Below are 18,121 nucleotides of genomic sequence, written 5' to 3' on the forward strand. Positions count from 1 at the left end.
GACGACAAGTCTGCAAAATTACAATAATTTATCAATATATATCGACATTCCCACCTGAAAAGTCACTCCGTCGGTTATCGGACTGTTAAGGTAATAATACTTCGGCTTGTATCCGAAGAGATTGTCCAATGCGGCATTCACCTTCACCGCCTTTCCGATGCGCTGCGAGAGAGAGAGCTTCCAGATGGTATAGGCAGGATAGGATACGGAGACCGTTCCCTGGCTCACATCATAATAGTCTTTGTATTCCACATTCTTCACACCCGAAAGCACACGTCCCTGCAGACCGATGTTCATGCCATAGTGTTTGGTGAACTGACGGTCGTAGTCCACTCTTACATTCAGGGCATGCTCGCGGGCTGGTATATACTGGTTGTTGATGGTGTTGCCCTTTTTGTCCTTTGCCAGCTGTTCCTTGGTGTATGCATAGGTGAAGCGCGCACCGAGTCCGTTGTTCCATCTCGCCTGTGCGCCGATTTCTCCTCCGCAAACGCTATAGTCGTCGAGATTGGAATATGGCAGATAAGGCAGCTTGTCGGTCGGCGACTTGAAATATGGTGCCGAGGTGGAAAGCTTGTTCTTCACTTTGTTGTAATACATAGACGCCGTGAAATTGTAGTGTCCCCTGGTGTATTCTGCCGAGATGTTGAAGTTGTGGCTCACCTCCGACTTCAGGTTGGCGTTGCCTTCCACTATCCATATGCCCGACATGTCGAAATTATAGTATTTCTCCTTCAGCGTCGGCGCACGGAATCCCATGCCATATCCGGCACGTATGGCAAGATTATATAATGGCTTGTAGCAGATGTTCAGCTTCGGAGTGACGTGGGAGTCTCTGCCGTCGGAGAAATAATCATAGCGCAATGCTGCCACAGCCTCCCATTTGTATGTGATGTGCCAGTCATATTGTGCGAACACATCAAATGAGTTCTGTTTTCTCGTCTCCCCTTCCAGATTGGTGTTATACAGATAGTCGTGCATCAGGTCTGAGCCCACGGTAAGCACGTCTCCCCTGTCAAAGGAGTGGTTGTAGAGCAGTCGCAAGGAGTTCTGCACATTGCTGTAGTCGCGGATGTCAAGACGGGTGATGCGCTGATAGTCTGACTTGTCATACTGGTCGAAGGCATAACTCGCCTGCAGGTCATCACTGTCTGAGATGTTCCAGTTCATGCGCAGTCCGCCGGAGAAGTCGCGATAGCGCTCCGGCTGGTCTGCCGACCTTACTGTCTCTCTGAAGAAATATCCGGCGCGTCCCGTGAGATTGAAATTCTTCGATGGGGCCCACACCAACTGGTCTTTTATATTCAGCGTCTTGTCGCCATATACGGTAGAGATGATACGCGTCACGGGATCTGCCGCACTATGCACATCATAATTGTCCATACGGTTGAAGTTGGCGGTCAGCATATTGTTCCAGTACTTGCCGTTGAGTCCGAACGAGGCTCCATATCTCTGTTCGTTATGTTTGGCGTAGCGGGCGTTCACGTTCAGCGTCCACGGCTGCTTGTTCTGCTTGGTGATGATGTTTATCACTCCCCCCGTGGCATTGCTGCCATAAAGGGCAGAGGCTGCTCCCTTCACTATTTCTATACGTTCCACATTGTCCATGTTGAGGCGCGTGAAGTCCACATCATCCATGGTCTCGCCAGCCAGCCTCTCTCCATCCACGAGGAAGAGCACTCCCTGTCCGCCGAAACCAGAGAAGTTGAGGTGTGTCTGCTGGTTCATGGCATACGAGAATTCCACTCCTGGCAGTTCCTGCTGCAAGAGGTTCTGCACATTTGTGGCATCGAGCTTCGCAAGGTCCTTTGAGTTGATGACTCGGGTCTGTATCGGTGTGTCTTTCAGAAACTTCGGAGTCCGTGTGCCTGTCACCACCACTTCGCCCAGATCAAACTTGCGGCTGATGGAGTCGAGATATGCCTCGTATGCCAAAGAGTCGCTCACCGACGGCATCGTCGCCGTCATGCCTCCGTTCCTCTCCATCCGGCCTTTCGTCACTACATCATCTATAATGCCGGCTGCCACTGCCGGCTGCCATGCGGCACCTGCCATCAGCATGGAGAATAATATATGCTTCTTCATTTCTTCTTTATCGAGTATTTCCTGAATAGGATATTTTATTGTGTAAGCCAGATTGTCTCTGTTGTGAATCTGCCTCTATGTGATACCGGCATGAATATGGATGCCGGCATAATGTCATGATAGCGTATCATATACTGTATCTATACCGGATACCGGAATCAATACGGATATTTGTAGTTTATGGTTAGATAACATTTCTTGCCACTGGGCGAGAGATAGTTTTCCAACTGCAACGCCGCATAGCTGCCGTTCTTTAGGCGCAGGATAAAGACATGGCGGTTGAGGCTGAACGATGGGGGCATCGGAGGAATCTCCATGCTGAGCCACGACGAGAGCACCTTGTTCACCTCTATTCCCTGCGACGGCACATAGCCCTGGAGCATCTGGTCCTGACTGTTCCACACGGCGTTTTCGCTCCATTCGTCTTCGGTGAACGTCATGTTGCGGAATGCCTCACTACTCTCCGGCAGTTCGTCCATCGATGTATAGGTTGTCTCCAGCACAGCGCCTCCATTGGTCCTCACATTATTGCGATGCACGGCGAAGGTCCAGTTTTCCGGAGCCGTCTGCCCTGCTGTCGGTTCGAAATAGGAGAACGTGTTGTTCTTTATGCCCGCGCCAAACACATCAAACCAATACATATACTGTCCTGCTTTCTTGCCTTGGGTTGCAATGACCTTTCCGTCTTTCCCCTCATCGGCAGTCGTTGGTGTGTCCACCCTGTCGCCTGTGGCCTGCATCGGTATCGGGTAGGCTTCAAATTCGGTCTGCGCCTTCAGCAGCGCTGCCTCGTCGCCGGAGGTGGCAAGCTGGTGCAGTCGGTCAAGGTCTACATAATACCAGTCTGTCCAGCTGGTGGCATCCATCACTATCTGCCCTTTTGCCGGAACGATTTCTTCCGGTTTGTCGTAGATATCGTCAAAAATACCGTTGCAAGCCGTGAGCATCATCAGCCCCAATCCTGCAACGGTAGTTTTGAGATGATTCCTTTTATTCCAATTCATCATCTGCGATTGATTGTTTTATATATGAATCTAGTATTTTCCGCTTACGGTCATCAGACCATATCTGCCGTATTTTATTTCTTTATGAATTTCTTTCCATTCACAATCACCATACCTTTGTAGCTCTCGCCCACCAGCTGGCCGTTGAGGTTATACATTCTGCCGTCGCTCTTCTTTTCAGTCTTTGCCGAAGAGATTCCTGACGCCTCTGTATTGAAAGAGGTGACGATAGCGAAAGGCATGGCACCCATCTGGAAAGCGTTTACGATGTCTGTCACTTTGTTGCCGTCGTATTTCACGAGGATGTTGTTGTCTTTGGCGGCATTGAACGAATACTGTCCGTCCATGGTCTTGGTGCCATTGTTTTCTGCCGTGAAGTGGAACTCCAGTCCGTCGTTCTTGTAGTCGCGATAGTAGCCGCCCTTCTCCTCGTCGTAGGTCAGACCCTTCACGGTGTATGTGCCGAGGGTGAGGTTGCCCATCACAGTATTGTCGAGTGTATAAGTAGGGATTTCCACATCCACTTTCTCAGCGTCGCCGTCGATGTATTTGCGCACGTTGTATGTCACTCCGTCGTTGCCATAGATGAAGGTTCCGCCCACGTTAACCGTGATGGCGCTTGCCACTGGTTTCACATAATATGCCTTGACTTCGTAGGTCAGGTCGAAGGGCATAGATCCATATTTGAACACTGCCTTCAAAGTCAGAGAATTGTCTGCCATATTATAGGAGCCAGAGATTGACGAGCCTTCGATGTTCTTCTCTTCACCGTTCACCGTAACCTTAGACGTGAAGGTCTGTTCTGCTATGCTAATCACATGATTCTCTCCCTTGCTGAAAGCCACATTCTCGATGGTGAAAGACGGAATGGCTGCCATGCCCTGCATTACGGGCAGCGTGATGTTGCCTGCACTCATGCTTGCCATTTCAAATCTGACGGTATCGCAGGCATTCCCGGTGTTCTGAGTCAGGACATTAACCGACGAGGGTCCTGCGAAAGTCATAGCACCGTGCATCTGTGCCATCATGCTACTTGCCATTAAAGTGGCTACAATGAGAGTAAAAAATTTCTTCATATAATACAATTTTGTTTCTTTAAATAATTAGTCTGTGGTAATCAAATTTCCGGCTGCAAAATTACAAGGACTTCCAAATTTGCGCAATACCTTAAAATTGGTAATTTATTTCCCGATACTCTATACAAACGATACTTTCCTAACAATAATCAGTAGTCCGGTATCCGGAATAATTACCGATTTGGTTTAACTCGTTGGCGGAATTAATTTATGTTGACAGATATGAGTAAAAGTTGTAAATATCGCTTGATTCTCAGTAAAATCATGAATTGCCAAAAAACTGTCAGACCATCTGGTTTTTCGTCGTAACATTCTAACAGTCAGGCTGTTGACTGTTCAATAATTGTCAGCCAACTGTCTGGATGGTTTGCTGATGAAAGGAATTGTCAAGTGTGAGGAATCGTCAGATGAAAGGAATCGTCAGATGAAAGGAATGCCAGCTGTGAGTAATTCAGACTGCAGGAATGGCATGCGTTGGCAGAATTCTGAAAACAGGAATATGTGTGTTACAACATTAGCTTATTGGGCAGACGCCTGACAGCAAATCTGCCCAACAGGGGCAAGCACCGTGCCCATGATGGGCAAGCACGTTGCCCCAGTTGGGCAAGCACCGTGCCCAATTTTAATCCAAATCGGTCATTAATAAGTGTGCACTAAATTAACTCCGCCAACGGGTTAGAATATAGATGCAGGCAGGCGGTTATCACACTGAAAACTTGCGGGTATACAATAAGATTTATACCTTTGCAGAATAAATCTAAACAACAAGGAAACATGACAAAGTTAGCTATTCCCACACGCGAAGGTCGTGTGGATGACCACTTCGGACATTGCGACCACTACTCCGTATTCACTATCGACGACAACAAGCAGGTGGTTTCCACCGAGCGTCTTGACTCTCCACAGGGCTGCGGATGCAAGTCGAACATCGCTTCTGTGATGCAGCAGATGGGTATCACGATGATGCTTGCCGGCAATATGGGCATGGGAGCTTTCAACAAGCTTTCTGCACATGGAATAAGCGTGATACGCGGCTGCAAGGGCGACATCAACGATGTGCTGAAAGCATATCTCGACGGCAAACTCACCGACTCGGCGGAATCATGCGACCATCACGACTGCGGCAACCACGGGGAAGAGCATGTTTACGTGATACCGTCAAAATAATGAGGACAGTATGCCTATTGAAATCTTCTTGCTGAGCATCGGGGCGAGCTTCGTGCAGCGCACCACGGGCTTCGGCTTCGGCATCTTCATCATGACCATGCTGCCGGCAATAATGTCGTCTTACGGACAGGCGACGACTCTATCCGGCATCCTGGCGATGACGACTTCATTCATCATCGTCTTACAGAAACACAAATACATCGTATGGAGCAGACTGCTGCCCATACTGATTACTTTCGTGGTGGTGTCGGCAGGTGCCATATTCATGCTCAAACGCATGGAATACAGCATTCTGAACATCCTGCTCGGCATCACGCTGATCGTCGTGAGCATATACTTCTCGTTTTTCAGCAAGCGCATAAAGATAAAGCCCACCAAGCCGCTGCAGGTCACGGCCGGCGGACTGAGCGGACTTATGGGCGGATTCTTCGGCATGCAGGGACCGCCGGCGGTGCTGTATTTCGTGAATTCCGAACCCGACAAGGACCATTATCTCGCCCAGACACAGGCTTACTTCTTCATAGGCAATCTGATGATGACCATGGCGAGGGCATACAACGGATTCTTCACCACATCCGTGGCAATGGGATATGTCTACGGTATCGTGGGCGTGGTGATTGGCAACATGATGGGGGCATGGGTGTTCAGACACATCACGGGCTCGCTGCTCAAATACATCATCTATGCCTATATCGGCATCAGCGGACTGACTTTCCTGCTGGAGGCATAGCCGCCATTCACTATGGTCGTACCACGATTCCCAGCATATATGCATTTAACGCAAAAGAACTGCTACTGAAATTTTATCTCAGCAACACGACTTGCAACTTTAGCAGCAAAACAATTATTTAACCCAAATCGGTCGTTAGGGTCTGCTTGGATTTTGGTATTTTAGAAGAGTGGATTTTATTTGGCTTTTAATGAGCAATAGCGAGCTATCACGAATTAAGGACGAGCAAAAGACACCTTATAAAAGACAAAAGACTGCAAGCAGTATATAAAAAAATACAATAAACGCTCTAATTGCTGATTTGGGTTAAAATATTATCACGGGCTATCAATACATTTTATTATATTTGCATGTTATAATAAAAGGATAAGATTAAACCTGACAATAATATAAATCTAAATCATTATGAATATCGGAGACAGAATACCAGAGGTCCTCGGCATCGACCAGGACGGACGAGAGATTAAGGCAAGCGACTATCGCGGCAGGAAACTGGTGATATACAGCTATCCAAAGGCTAACACAAGCGGATGCACTGCAGAGGCTTGTTCGCTGCAGGCACACAAAGAGGAACTGGCAGCCGCCGGATATGAAATCATCGGTGTGAGCAAAGACAAACAGGCACTGCAGAAGAAGTTTGCCGACGCTCACGGCTTGCAGTTCCCGCTGATAGCCGACACGGAGACCACTCTGCTGCAAGAGCTGGGATGCTGGGGAGAAAAGGTGACATGCGGAAGGAAGACCATCGGCATACTGCGCACCACATATCTCGTTGACGAAAACGGAATAATCGAGAAAATCTTCACCCCAAAGGAAATCAAGACAAAGATTCATGCGGAGCAGATATTAAACGCTATAAAAGGATAAGAGCCAGAATGACAATTCACAACATAACATTCAGTCCCACAGGTGGAACACGCCGTGTGGGCGAACTGCTGTGCAAAGAATTTGGCGGGGAGTGTGTCACTACAGAACTCTGCACAAAGAAAGAGAATCTGAAACTCCCCGGTATCCACACCGACGACCTGACGGTAATCTCCATGCCCGTATATGCCGGCCGTGTGCCTGCCATGGCTGTGGAGAGACTGAAGGGCATCGAGGCTAACGGGGCACGGTGTGTCATCATTGCCGTATATGGCAACAGGGCTTACGAAGACGCTCTGGTGGAGATGCAGGATGTGGCAACTGGCATGGGATTCCGTGTGGTGGCTGCTATTGCCGCCATCGCCGAACACAGTATCTGCCGCATGTATGGCTCCGGCCGTCCCGATGCAGAAGATGCCAACGAACTGGCTTCGTTTGCCGCCGACATACTCCGCAAGATCAAGGGGGATGGAGAGTATGCACCTCTCTCCCTGCCGGGAAACCGACCATACAAGCAGGGCTGCAAGGGTCCTACCCCACGGCAAACGACAACTGCACGGGCTGCGGAACGTGTGCGAGCGAATGTCCTGCCGGAGCTATCTCTCCCGACAATCTGAGAGGCAACGACAACGGACTCTGCATCGGCTGCATGCGATGCGTAGCTGTATGTCGGTACAGGCAAGGGGTATCGGGGACGCCTCAACATGCTTGTGGCGCATCTCGAACCGCTCTGCCGTGACAGAAAGAAGAATGAGCTGTTCGCATGACGGACCGCCGGTCATACAATACAAAGGATTTGAAAGGGCGTAAGTTGTAACGAACCTGAATACTAATAACACCATGAACAATATAGGCAAAAGGAAAAAACAACAAGAAGCAGACAAAGCAGCTGATGCTTTGGATCGGTGCACTGGTAGTCGGTGCAGCATTGGGAATGTTTGGGCATAGCATGGCTCAACGGGTTTGATGAACTTCATCGCTACGGTATATACCCGTCTGTTCCAGCTCCTGGCGGTGCCGACGATAGCCCTGGCGGTGATGACGACTCTCGCCTCGCTCGGCAATCAGGCCGACACGGGAAAGATTTTCAGGCATGCCATCACTTACACGCTGCTCACCACATTTGCCGCTGCCGCCGTGGGACTGGTGCTCTACAATGTCATTGCTCCCGGCAACCTGCCGGCGGCTCTGGTGCAGAGCGGTATGGCTGACGTGCCTCAGAACCTGGGCGAGACATCTTATTATGACCAACAAATATTGGGTGTGATTCCCAACAACATAAGTGAAACCGTTTGCCGACGGCAACGTGCTTTCCATCCTCATGCTGGCTGCTGCCGTGGGCATTGCATTGGCAAAGATGCCACAAAATGACAAGAAGGAGGTGGTGGTGAAGGGACTGTTCGGTCTGCAAGACCTGCTCTTCATGCTCATCCACGGTCTGATATGGGCTTTGCCACTTGGCATCGTGGCATTTGCAGCACAGCTTTCGGCACAGTTCTCGGCAGGCATCGTGATGGCATCGCTCGGAAAATACGTGGCGGTGATATTGGGTGGCAACGTGATACAGTTCTTCATCGTACTGCCCTGTTCCTGCTGGCAAGGGGAATCAACCCTTCCGCACCCTCGGCCGCATGATGCCGGCGGTATTGATGGCTCTATTCACCAAGAGTTCGGCTGCCACGCTGCCTGTCACCATGCAGACGGCAGAAGAGAGGATGGGAGTGTCGAGCAAGGTGTCACGCTTCGTCTTGCCTATCTGCACCACTATCAACATGAATGCTGTGCGGCGTTCATCCTCGTCACCTCCCTGTTCCTGATGCAGAACGGCGGAATGGAGCTGCCGCTGACAACGATGATTCTCTGGCTCTTCATCTCCGTGCTGTCGGCAGTGGGCAATGCCGGAGTGCCTATGGGCCTGCTATTTCCTCACCCTCTCGCTGATGTCGGGAGTGAATGCGCCAATCGGCATCATGGGTATCTCCTGCCATAATATACCATCATCGACATGATAGAGACGGCAGAGAACGTGTGGTCTGACTCTTGTGTATGTGCAATGGTGGACAAGGACATGAAGAGATAGAACAGACGAAGAGACAGAAATTATCAAGACATATAAAATCTACAATACCAAAGGATATGAAGAAATTAGGAATCGTATGCCTCCAATGGACACCTTTCCTAATCAAATGAAATATCAGAAATCATGAAACAAGACAAAGACCCTATGGCATGGGAGGTGATAGAGAGCGAATACCTCTTCAGAGAGCCTTGGCTGACGGCAAGACGCGAACATGTTGAAACTGCCTACTGGCGCTGAGATACAGGATTTCTACGTTCTGGAATATCCAGAGTTCTGCAATGTCATAGCGATAACCAAAGAAGGGAAATTCCTCATGGAGCGCCAATACCGCGATGCCCAGCACCTCACGGCAATAGAGATTCCGGCAGGATGCGTGGAGAAAGGCGAAGACCCGATGGAGGCTGCCAGACGCGAACTCTAATGGGAGACGGGATATGGCGGCGCGAATGGTCGAAGCTGATGACCATTAGTCCAATGCCGGGGCTTGCACCAACTACAGTCATACATACCTTGCCACAGGGTGGAAAGGCTTTCCACCCAGCATCTCGAAGAGTCGGAAGACATCAAGGTCGTGCTACTGGACGAGGACGAAGTGGTACGCATGCTCATGAACGACGAGTTTCATCAGGCTATGATGCAGCACCGCTATGGAAATACTTCGCACGAAAGGCAAGAAATGAAACACCGTCTTCTGACCCTCTGTCTATATAACATAAACTACCAACAATAACATGACATATACATACATTGAGAAAGGAAGGTTTGCCATGACCGACAAACCGAAACCCAAGATACAGGACCCCACCGACGCCATCGTCAGAGTGACGCTGGGCAGCATCTGTACGAGCGACTGCACATCAAGCATGGCAGCGTGCCAAGGCGGTGCCTGGCATCACCGTGGGACACGAGATGGTGGGAATAGTGGAAGAGACAGGAACGGCAGTGAAGGGACTGAAAGCCGGCGACCGCGTGACGGTGAACGTGGAGACGTTCTGCGGAGAATGTTTCTACTGCAAGCATGGCTACGTGAACAACTGCACTCGCCACACGGCGGATGGGCACTGGGCTGCCGCATCGACGGCGGACAGACGGAGTATGTGCGTGTGCCGCTGGCTACACAGGGACTGAACCGCCATTTCCCGACAGCGTGGAGCGACGAGCAAGCTCTCTTCGTGGGCGACGTACTGGCAACAGGCTACTGGGCTGCACGCATCAGTGAGATAACGGAAGAGGACACCGTGCTCATCATCGTGCCGGTCCGACAGGCATCTGCACACTGCTGAGCGTGATGCTGAAAAAGCAAAGCGCATCATCGTGTGCGAACAGTCGGAAGAGCGACAGGCATTCGTAAAGGCTCATTATCCGGAAGTGATGGTAACGACACCGGAAGAGTGTGAGGAGTTCGTGATGAAAAACAGCGACCACGGAGGTGCCGACAGGGTATTGGAGGTGGCTGGAGGCAAACATACGTTCCAGCTCGCCTGGCGATGCGCCCGTCCTAACGCCATCGTAACCGTAGTGGGCACTATATGACGAGCCACAGGTGCTGCCACTACCCGACATGTATGGCAAGACCTTACGTTCAAGACCGCGGCGTGGACGGATGCGACTGCGAGGAAGTTCTGCAGCTCATCGAGCAAGGCAAGATAGACACCACACCTCTCATCACCCACCGCTTCCACTGAGCAGGATAGAAGAGGCATACCGCATCTTCGAAAACAAAGAAGACGGAGTGATAAAGATTGCCATCTACAACGACAATGTATAAACAACCTTTTTTAAATCAAAGAGCTATGGTCAATTTTGATTATCAGACACCCACACGCCTCATCTTCGGCAAGGGTGTAGTAAGCGAAAAACTCGCAAGCGTAATGAACCAGTATGGAAACGTGTACTCATCACTTATGGCGGCGGCAGCATCAAACGCACCGCTCCCGGACACGACAAGAGTCTTTATGACCTGGTGAAGGATACACTGACAGACAAGCAGGTTTCGAGCTCGGCGGCATACAGCCTAATCCCAAGTTCAACCCCAGCGTGCTTGACGGTGTGCGCATGTGTCAGGACAACGACATCGATGTGATACTCGCCGTGGGTGGAGGTTCGGTGCTCGACTGCACTAAGGCTATAGCCGGTGTTGCCGGAACGCTCAAGACTAAGGTGACGGACAATGTGGAGGAGGCATGGGACATCGTTTGCGGACGCAAGCCCAAACGGCAGCAGTGCCCATCGTAGACATCATCACCATGGCGCTACCGGCAGTGAATATGCATGGGCGGAGTGATATCGCGCACTGAGACAAACGACAAGCTGGCATACTTCTCAAAACTCGTATTCCCGGCAGTGAGCTTCATCGACCCTACATATACCTTCACACTGCCTGTGAAACAGACGTTGGCAGGCGTTTCCGACTGCATCAACCACATCATGGAGTCGTATTTCTGTGGCGACCACATCGACATGAACGACGCTTTCATGGAGGGTGCCGTGAAGTCGCTCGTGAAGAACGTGAAGATTGTATTGGAAGATCCACAGAACTACAACGCCAGGGCTGAGATATTCTATGCCACTACTCTTGGCTGCAACGGCATCTACTGTCTCGGCAACAGTCCGAGCGGCTGGCCTATGCACGCCATGGGAGCACGCTCTGTCGGCATACTACGACATCACCCACGGGGAGGGTCTTGCCATCGTGACGCCACGTTGGATGAAACATATCCTCGACCACTCTACAGGCGAACTGCACGACCAGTGGTGGAGCGCATCGAGAAGTTCGGCAAGAACGTGTTTGGAGCTGAAAACGCAGAGGCCTTCAATCAAGGCAATACATGACTTCTATCGCAACATCGGCATCCCGATGACTCTGCCTGAGGTCGGCATCGACGACAGCCGCCTTGCTGAAATGGCGAAACACGTGGCAGACAATGAAGGTCTCGACAAGGCATGGGCTCCTCTCTTGGAACAGGATATCCTCGAAATCTTCAAGGCTTGCATGAAATAGGAACAAGACAAGCCATAGGTCTCATATTTTCCCCACAGCGTGGGGAACAGTACCCCCTAATGTGGGGATTCATTCCCCACGCCAGGGGGGAATTTTCGCAAAGGAACATTCGTGGTCTTGATTTCTTCAATTGGGAAATCAAGACCACTATTCTTATAATCTTAAAAACGGTCAGCAAACCATTTAACCCAAATCGGTCATCATGGCCAGCCTGGATTGTGTTTTTTTTCAGAAGAGCGGATTTTATCCCCAAACGGCATAATGACCGTTTGGGGGGTTATGCTTTCTTGCTATACTGCGACGGTGTTATTCCTACCACCTGCTTGAATATTCTTGTGAAATGCGACATATCGTAGAAACCGCACTTCATTCCTATCTCGCTGATCGACATGTCATCGCGGTTGTCCAGCATATCTTTGGCTTTCTGCATCTGGCGCTTGCGGAAATATGCCATCGGTGTGTCGCCCGACACAGCATTGAGCTTTCGGCGCAACTGCTGCTGACTCATACATAGGGCTATAGCCACACTGTCTACGGAGAGGTCGTCGCCATCAATTCGTCCACTGCGGCATCCACCCTATTGAGGAACACGCGGTCGCAAGGCGGCAGCGTCTCCACTGCAGCCTGTTTGTCGTCGGCTGGCGCCTGCATATAGCGCAGGCGCAGCAAGCGGTGTTTCTCCAGCAGGTTGCCGACAGTTACGGATAGTTCTTCAGCATCAAATGGTTTATATATATACGCATCAACGCCAATCTGCAGTCCGCGCAGCTTGTCTTTCTGGGTTGTCCTCGCCGTGACGATGATGACAGGAATGTGGTTGAGCACCTCCGATTCCTTCACTCTCTGACACAGTTCGTAGCCATCCATGCGTGGCATCATGAGATCGGGTGATGATGATGTCGGGCACCGTCCTCCGTGGCAATGCGCAGTCCCTCCTCACCATCACGTGCCAACACGAGGCGGTATCTTGCCTTAAGCTGCATTGTCATGTATTCCGCCACATCGGCATTGTCTTCCACGATGAGCACGAGCTGACGGGTGTCAGCAGAACTGCCGTCAGCCACATCACCACCATCATCATCCATATCATGACTATTCGCACCGATATCCACGAGGGCATCACTCTTGTCGCCTGCCACAGGATTATTATCCTCTCCACAACCGGAAGTTCCGTTATTGCCACCTGTTTTAGTATTTGCTCCAAGCAAAATGTCGTCAGGAATTGTTCCGAGTGACTCAAGCGGCTTCACGTCAACACCCGCCGGGGCCTTGACGGGCACGTTTACAGTAAATACCGAACCGACGTCCACCTTACTGTCGAGCGTTATGCTGCCGCCAAGGGTTTTCACTATCTGGTTCACGAGGGCCAGTCCCACTCCCGACCGATGGTCTTCTTGTCGCTCTCTGTCTGATAGAAGGGTTCGAAGATATGCTGCTGCTCATTTTCCGGTATACCGCTACCATAGTCGGCAATGCGCAGGGTCAGCATGTCGTTCTCCACCTCAAGCGCCACAAGCACCTGTCCGCCCTCCTTGGAGAACTTTATGGCATTTGTCAGAAGGTTGCACAACACCTTCTGGGCATAGTCTGGCACGAAGTCACACATCATCTTCTTTTGCTTTGGGGCATACATCAGGGTTATCTGTCTGGAGTGTGCCATATTGAGATGACTCTCTATGATGTTTGCCATGAAGAGCACGATGTCGCCATGATGCCAGTCGGGATGTCCGATATTCGACTTCACCTTCTGTATGTCGAGCAAACTGGTTGATGAGCGACAGAAGTCGCGTGCCTTGTCTTGACACCATGCTTCCCACCTTTGCCATATCGCCTGCCGGCACCTTGCCTTCCTCCATCATCCGTGAATATCCGAGAATAACGGTGAGAGGGGTGCGAAACTCGTGTGTTATGTTAGTGAAGAAACTTATTCTCATCTCCTCCATCTGATGCTGCTCCATCTGCTTGCGCTTACGGCTACGAAGGGCGTAGAGCATGAAACTCATTGTCACACCAACCGAGCACGAACAAAAGGACTGCAGCCATAATGCTGACCCACTTAAGCGATTTCTCCGTTTGATACTCCTCGTTCAGGGCATTCACTTCGGCACGCCTCTGCTCATGCTCATAGCGCACTCGCATGTTCTGCATGTGAACAATATTCTTCTCGCTCGTCAGACTGTCGCTGAGTTGGTCAAACGTCCGGTAGTAGTGAAGAGCGCGCCGGCAGTCGTCTTTCTTTGCATAGATGTCGTAGTACAGCTTGGCAATCTGCGCCTGGTGTTCGAGCGAATGCAGGTCGTGGGCAAGGCGGTCGGCAGTGGCGAGATAGGTCATCGCTGTGTTTTCGTCGCCGATTTTAATGTATATCTCCGCAAGAGCGAGACATGGTTCCATGGCATGCCACCTGTCTTCTGACGTTCCCATTATTTCGTATGCCTTGCGATACTCGGCTATTGCTTCTGTCCGTCTGCCTTGCTTCTCGAAGAGGCGTCCGAAGTGGGTATAGCAGAGCGATATGCCGAGGTCGGAATCGGCGAGTCTGTTCTGCTGCATCGACTGCTTGTAGCATGCCCATGCGGAGTCGAGCATGTTTCGCTTTTCGAATACCGAACCTATATTTGCGTAGTTGATGGCCTGTCCGAGGTGGCTTCCGAGTGTCTTCTCTCCCTTCAATGCAGCGCGGAACATAGAGTCTGCCGTTTCGGTGTCGCCGAGAGTAAGACTGATGTTTCCGATGCCGTTGAGGGATACCACACGGTTTTTCATTGCCGTCTTGTCGTTTCGCCGACTGAACAGGTCGCCGAGGTGCAGCGCACGATAGTGGTAGTCCACTGCCTCGTCGAGCACTCCCATTCTTCTGAAATTCGTTCCGATATTGTTCAGCGCCTGCACTGTGGCGATGGTGTCACCGAGTTTCCTTGCGAGTTCCAGTTCACGTTATGACAGGCTATGGCTTTCATGAAGCGGTTTTCATCTCGCCACAAGCGTCCCCGCTTCTGGAGTGATCTCATCTCAAGCATATAGTCGCCGCTCTTTTCGGCTTCTTTCACCAGGCTGTCGAGTTGTTCTTTGTCTTTCATGCCGTTTACCACACTGTCGGCGGCATCACGCTTCATGGCGAGGACGCGTGGCGACGGTGAACTATGGCACGACATGATGAGAGTCAGGATTATGGCACACGTAACAAGGAAGGCTGCGCTGCGCACAGAGAATAATAGTCGGATTTTTCGAAATGTATTTAAGGTATAGTAGCGATCTGTCATACGCCAAAATAATGTGGTAGTGGTTGGTATTTTGCGCATTCTGCCGACATCCAGCAAACGGGAGTCTACTAATACGGCAATATGTCTATCGATGCAAATATACTACAACTTGACAACACTGCAAAAAACTGACTGGAAAAATTTGCAGAAGGGGGAAAAACAAGTATCTTTGCATAAGATAGGCTTCACCTCAGCATAACTATCAAGCAAGCTTGTTGTCCTGCATTCGGTTTGCACTATCTTTGCATAAGATAATCAAAAAAGTTGTATCAGTCTAATAATCAGCATAGTTGTTTCGACTGGTTTATTTATGGTAACGATTTAGCGAAAGTCAGACTACTTCTGCCTGCTTTACTTTGCATAATGGTTCAAACAACTTTTGCGGTTGCAAAGATATGGTATTTATTTGATAACGCCAAATATTTTAGTAGCCATGTTCGCTACAACCATAAAATATCTTGTATATCAGAAGAAATAGAGCATGTTCAAAAGTGAAAGTGGACATTCTCTATTGCTATTTCTATTTCACCAAAGTCAATCATCGCATTAAAAAGACTTACCTTGTTGGCATTTCGCAAATCGTCCAATGTAATATCTGCTTTTTGTATCATTCCCTTGTCCAATAGTGCGGCTCTTTTTGTGCCTAGCAATAAGGGATGTCTGGGAGTCACCCAATGTTTGCCATCAAATATGGCAAGGTTCGTGAATGAGGTATCCGTTAAAAGTCCATGTTTGACGATGATGATGTCGTCACAGTTTCCTTTCTGTGCGACCAAGGCATTGAGGCGACTGCGGTCGGTACTTTTTGTAGCCAACGTTATCGTGTCGTCTGCGACCACTTGAATTTACCATTGTTCTTGAAGGCGATAACATTAAGATACAAAGACATAAAATGGCTACTGATCTGTGATGTAAAAATGAAAAATCATAAATATTTTACATCCTCAAAAACTCCGTAAACCGTTACATTCATTGGCAGGTGCAACTGTTATGGAGTAATACTCTACGCACTTACTTCTTTATCGTTAATAATGCATAAATATTGGGGTTTGTATACGTTTTTTAATGTATTGCACCTTATCTTTGCTTATCGGAAATAATCCATAACCAAAGTAATAGAAATAGAAAATGGCAAAGAGCAAAAAAGACTTTACATTACTTTTCATTGCGCTCTTTTGCAGTTCTTTGGCTCATGCACAAAAGCAAGTTCCTGCAGAACGGAAAGATTCCATTGACAATGGAAGTAATATAATAAAGATAGTTGGAAATCATTCCAACAAGGGTGCGGCCAACAACGCCCTCGACGTGTTGAGTGGTCAGGCTGCTGGTGTCAATGTGACATCCAACGGTCTGGATCGTATGGCTATGCTCAATAGTGTGCGAGTACGTGGTACAACCTCCATCATCGGTGGCAATGACCCTTTAGTGTTGATTGATGGGGTTTACTTCTGACGTACTTACCCTATCAACCATCTATCCTGCAGACATCGAGAGTTTTCCGTATATTAAAGAATGCTGCGGAGACCGCCATGTATGGTTCACGTGGAGCGTCTGGTGTTATAGAGGTGAAAAACCAAGAAAGGCACAGGACGAGGATTCCAGATCTCGTATGAGGGTAATGTGGGGTTCGAGCAGATGTACAAACACCTGGAGATGCTCAATGCTGCTGAATATGTTGCAACGGCAAAGGCATTGGGTATTCTATTGCCAACAACGGAGGTTTCAATACCGATAACTACAAGGTGATAACACGCACGGGTTTGGTGAACAATCATTACCTTGCATTCAGCGGAGGTACGCCACAGTCAAACTATCGTGCATCTTTCGGAGTAATGGACCACAACACCATCATCAAGAAGATGGACTATAACGTTTTTGTTGCCAAAGTTGATGTAACCCAGAAAGCCTTCAATGACAGACTAACCGGAGAATTCGGAGTTTTCGGCTCTTCATTCAAGAACCATGACATCTTTGATACGCAGATGCTGTTCTATTCCGCAGCATGCCAGAACCCAACTTTCCCTGCAGGTACTGACGAGCATGGAAACTGGCTGAAAAACGAATCGGCAACACATGTCAACCCACCCGGGATATTGCTTGAAGAGAAAAACGACTCCAAGGATTTGAACTTTGACGCACACATAAAGCTGAGCTACGATTTCAATAAGAACTGGCGTGTATCCACCTTCGGCTCTTACCTGTATGGCTCTACCGAAAACGGACAATTCTGTCCGACATGGGTATGGGCACAAGGCAACGTGTACCGTGGAGAGTTTCAAGAAAGAGGAATGGCTTGGCAATGTATCTCTTGATTTCAACAAAGAGTTTCGGCATACATAAGGTCTCTGCTGGAGTAAGCAGTGAATACAGAAAACTGAGAAAAACTGCTTTCTGGGTGTATGCCAAGGGAATACCTACAAACGATTTTCATTACGACAATCTGGGTGCTACAGCAGCCCGTCCATACGGTGGAACAGAAAGCACTTACGAAGACCAATCTCTGGCTTCTGTAATGGGAAGCATCACTTATAATCTGCTTGACAGATATACCTTAGCAGTTAATGCACGCGGTGACGGATCGTCAATGGTTGGTGACAACAACACATGGGGATTCTTCCCATCTGTATCATTCACTTGGGACATGAAGAAGGAAAGCTTCCTTGCCAACATAAAACCGCTGTCAATGCTTAAACTCCGCACTGGTTTGGGACAGGCGGGCAACCTTGGCGGTATCTCCGCCTACACAACCATGAACACCGTAAGGCAGACTGGCATTGTTCCGGTAAAGAGTTCTCCAACAGTAACCCTTGGTATGGTAAGAAACAACAATCCTGATTTGAAGTGGGAAACG

General features: G+C 49.4%; 21 protein-coding genes and 4 pseudogenes. 15 read left to right on the forward strand and 10 right to left on the reverse strand.

The genetic code is table 11. The annotated features are described in order from the left end of the window. Nucleotides 1-18: 18 nt before the first annotated feature. From CCC32_RS08720 to CCC32_RS08730, 3 genes are all read right to left on the reverse strand, one after another. Nucleotides 19-1,968, reverse strand: a complete 1,950-nt coding sequence (locus CCC32_RS08720) for a TonB-dependent receptor plug domain-containing protein (RefSeq protein WP_287073829.1) — start codon at nt 1,966-1,968, stop codon at nt 19-21. 275 nt (nt 1,969-2,243) lie between these two features. Then, nucleotides 2,244-3,092, reverse strand: a complete 849-nt coding sequence (locus CCC32_RS08725) for an HmuY family protein (RefSeq protein WP_502705611.1) — start codon at nt 3,090-3,092, stop codon at nt 2,244-2,246. Nucleotides 3,093-3,163: 71 nt separating this feature from the next. Beyond that, nucleotides 3,164-4,165 (reverse strand): calycin-like domain-containing protein, encoded by a 1,002-nt coding sequence (locus CCC32_RS08730; protein ID WP_287073776.1) that lies wholly within the window; start codon nt 4,163-4,165, stop codon nt 3,164-3,166. 774 nt (nt 4,166-4,939) lie between these two features. On the opposite strand from CCC32_RS08730, the gene CCC32_RS08735 reads away from it, so the two are divergent. From CCC32_RS08735 to CCC32_RS12830, 12 genes and pseudogenes are all read left to right on the forward strand, one after another. Continuing rightward, nucleotides 4,940-5,332: a NifB/NifX family molybdenum-iron cluster-binding protein gene (locus tag CCC32_RS08735; protein WP_022317049.1), complete on the forward strand. Its 393-nt coding sequence runs from the start codon at nt 4,940-4,942 to the stop codon at nt 5,330-5,332. Nucleotides 5,333-5,342: 10 nt separating this feature from the next. Then, on the forward strand, nt 5,343-6,062 hold the full coding sequence (locus tag CCC32_RS08740; RefSeq protein ID WP_287073778.1) for a sulfite exporter TauE/SafE family protein: 720 nt from the start codon (nt 5,343-5,345) through the stop codon (nt 6,060-6,062). Nucleotides 6,063-6,467: 405 nt separating this feature from the next. After that, nucleotides 6,468-6,929 carry a peroxiredoxin gene (locus tag CCC32_RS08745; RefSeq protein ID WP_022317051.1) on the forward strand — a complete coding sequence of 154 codons (462 nt, stop codon included), beginning with the start codon at nt 6,468-6,470 and terminating at the stop codon, nt 6,927-6,929. An 8-nt stretch (nt 6,930-6,937) separates the two neighbouring features. Then, the gene (locus CCC32_RS08750) at nt 6,938-7,543 is read left to right on the forward strand and encodes a flavodoxin family protein (RefSeq protein WP_287073780.1); all 606 of its coding nucleotides are present in this window, start codon (nt 6,938-6,940) and stop codon (nt 7,541-7,543) included. After that, on the forward strand, nt 7,447-7,665 hold the full coding sequence (locus CCC32_RS12690) for a 4Fe-4S binding protein (protein ID WP_353756405.1): 219 nt from the start codon (nt 7,447-7,449) through the stop codon (nt 7,663-7,665). The genes CCC32_RS08750 and CCC32_RS12690 overlap by 97 nt, the downstream gene beginning before the upstream one ends. Before the next feature lie 227 nt (nt 7,666-7,892). After that, nucleotides 7,893-8,297 (forward strand): cation:dicarboxylate symporter family transporter, encoded by a 405-nt coding sequence (locus tag CCC32_RS08755; RefSeq protein ID WP_287073782.1) that lies wholly within the window; start codon nt 7,893-7,895, stop codon nt 8,295-8,297. After that, nucleotides 8,209-8,916, forward strand: a complete 708-nt coding sequence (locus CCC32_RS12820) for a cation:dicarboxylate symporter family transporter (RefSeq protein ID WP_502705612.1) — start codon at nt 8,209-8,211, stop codon at nt 8,914-8,916. Before CCC32_RS08755 ends, CCC32_RS12820 begins: the two co-directional genes overlap by 89 nt. Before the next feature lie 213 nt (nt 8,917-9,129). After that, a pseudogene (locus CCC32_RS08770) lies at nt 9,130-9,717 on the forward strand (NUDIX hydrolase). Between the two features lie 20 nt (nt 9,718-9,737). After that, nucleotides 9,738-10,774 (forward strand): annotated as a pseudogene (locus tag CCC32_RS08775) (alcohol dehydrogenase). Nucleotides 10,775-10,799: 25 nt separating this feature from the next. Continuing rightward, nucleotides 10,800-10,973: a hypothetical protein gene (locus CCC32_RS08780; protein ID WP_287071343.1), complete on the forward strand. Its 174-nt coding sequence runs from the start codon at nt 10,800-10,802 to the stop codon at nt 10,971-10,973. A gap of 70 nt (nt 10,974-11,043) precedes the next feature. Then, entirely contained in the window at nt 11,044-11,241 is a 198-nt protein-coding gene (locus CCC32_RS12825; RefSeq protein WP_502705593.1) for an iron-containing alcohol dehydrogenase, read from the forward strand. A 225-nt stretch (nt 11,242-11,466) separates the two neighbouring features. Further along, a pseudogene (locus tag CCC32_RS12830) lies at nt 11,467-12,007 on the forward strand (dehydroquinate synthase/iron-containing alcohol dehydrogenase family protein). Between the two features lie 277 nt (nt 12,008-12,284). Here the strand turns inward: CCC32_RS12830 and CCC32_RS08790 are convergent. The 7 genes and pseudogenes from CCC32_RS08790 to CCC32_RS08825 all read right to left on the reverse strand — a co-directional run bounded on the left by CCC32_RS08790 (nt 12,285) and on the right by CCC32_RS08825 (nt 16,085). Beyond that, the gene (locus CCC32_RS08790; RefSeq protein WP_287073784.1) at nt 12,285-12,533 is read right to left on the reverse strand and encodes a helix-turn-helix domain-containing protein; all 249 of its coding nucleotides are present in this window, start codon (nt 12,531-12,533) and stop codon (nt 12,285-12,287) included. A gap of 5 nt (nt 12,534-12,538) precedes the next feature. Beyond that, on the reverse strand, nt 12,539-12,886 hold the full coding sequence (locus tag CCC32_RS08795) for a response regulator transcription factor (protein WP_287073787.1): 348 nt from the start codon (nt 12,884-12,886) through the stop codon (nt 12,539-12,541). Continuing rightward, nucleotides 12,883-13,697, reverse strand: a pseudogene (locus tag CCC32_RS12700) (sensor histidine kinase). Before CCC32_RS12700 ends, CCC32_RS08795 begins: the two are co-directional and overlap by 4 nt. After that, nucleotides 13,606-14,010, reverse strand: coding sequence for a histidine kinase dimerization/phospho-acceptor domain-containing protein (locus tag CCC32_RS12705; protein WP_353756400.1), 405 nt, complete (start codon nt 14,008-14,010; stop codon nt 13,606-13,608). Before CCC32_RS12705 ends, CCC32_RS12700 begins: the two are co-directional and overlap by 92 nt. Continuing rightward, nucleotides 13,982-14,899, reverse strand: coding sequence for a tetratricopeptide repeat protein (locus CCC32_RS08815; protein WP_287073796.1), 918 nt, complete (start codon nt 14,897-14,899; stop codon nt 13,982-13,984). Before CCC32_RS08815 ends, CCC32_RS12705 begins: the two co-directional genes overlap by 29 nt. After that, nucleotides 14,887-15,213, reverse strand: a complete 327-nt coding sequence (locus CCC32_RS08820) for a hypothetical protein (RefSeq protein ID WP_287073799.1) — start codon at nt 15,211-15,213, stop codon at nt 14,887-14,889. Before CCC32_RS08820 ends, CCC32_RS08815 begins: the two co-directional genes overlap by 13 nt. Before the next feature lie 542 nt (nt 15,214-15,755). Continuing rightward, nucleotides 15,756-16,085 carry an aminotransferase class IV gene (locus CCC32_RS08825; protein WP_287073801.1) on the reverse strand — a complete coding sequence of 110 codons (330 nt, stop codon included), beginning with the start codon at nt 16,083-16,085 and terminating at the stop codon, nt 15,756-15,758. 313 nt (nt 16,086-16,398) lie between these two features. Here CCC32_RS08825 and CCC32_RS12835 point away from each other — a divergent pair, with 313 nt between their 5' ends. From CCC32_RS12835 to CCC32_RS12845, 3 genes are all read left to right on the forward strand, one after another. Then, complete coding sequence (locus CCC32_RS12835; RefSeq protein WP_287073804.1) at nt 16,399-16,722, forward strand: TonB-dependent receptor plug domain-containing protein; 324 nt, start codon at nt 16,399-16,401, stop codon at nt 16,720-16,722. 311 nt (nt 16,723-17,033) lie between these two features. Continuing rightward, a complete protein-coding gene (locus CCC32_RS12840; protein ID WP_287073806.1) occupies nt 17,034-17,582 on the forward strand; it encodes a hypothetical protein in 549 nt (182 codons plus the stop codon). Continuing rightward, nucleotides 17,513-18,121, forward strand: a 609-nt coding sequence (locus tag CCC32_RS12845) for a TonB-dependent receptor domain-containing protein (RefSeq protein ID WP_287073813.1), incomplete at its 3' end; no start/stop codon positions are given. The genes CCC32_RS12840 and CCC32_RS12845, both read left to right, overlap by 70 nt.

Source organism: Prevotella sp. LMAG:51, from assembly GCF_008680225.1.
Taxonomy (GTDB): domain Bacteria; phylum Bacteroidota; class Bacteroidia; order Bacteroidales; family Bacteroidaceae; genus Prevotella; species Prevotella pectinovora.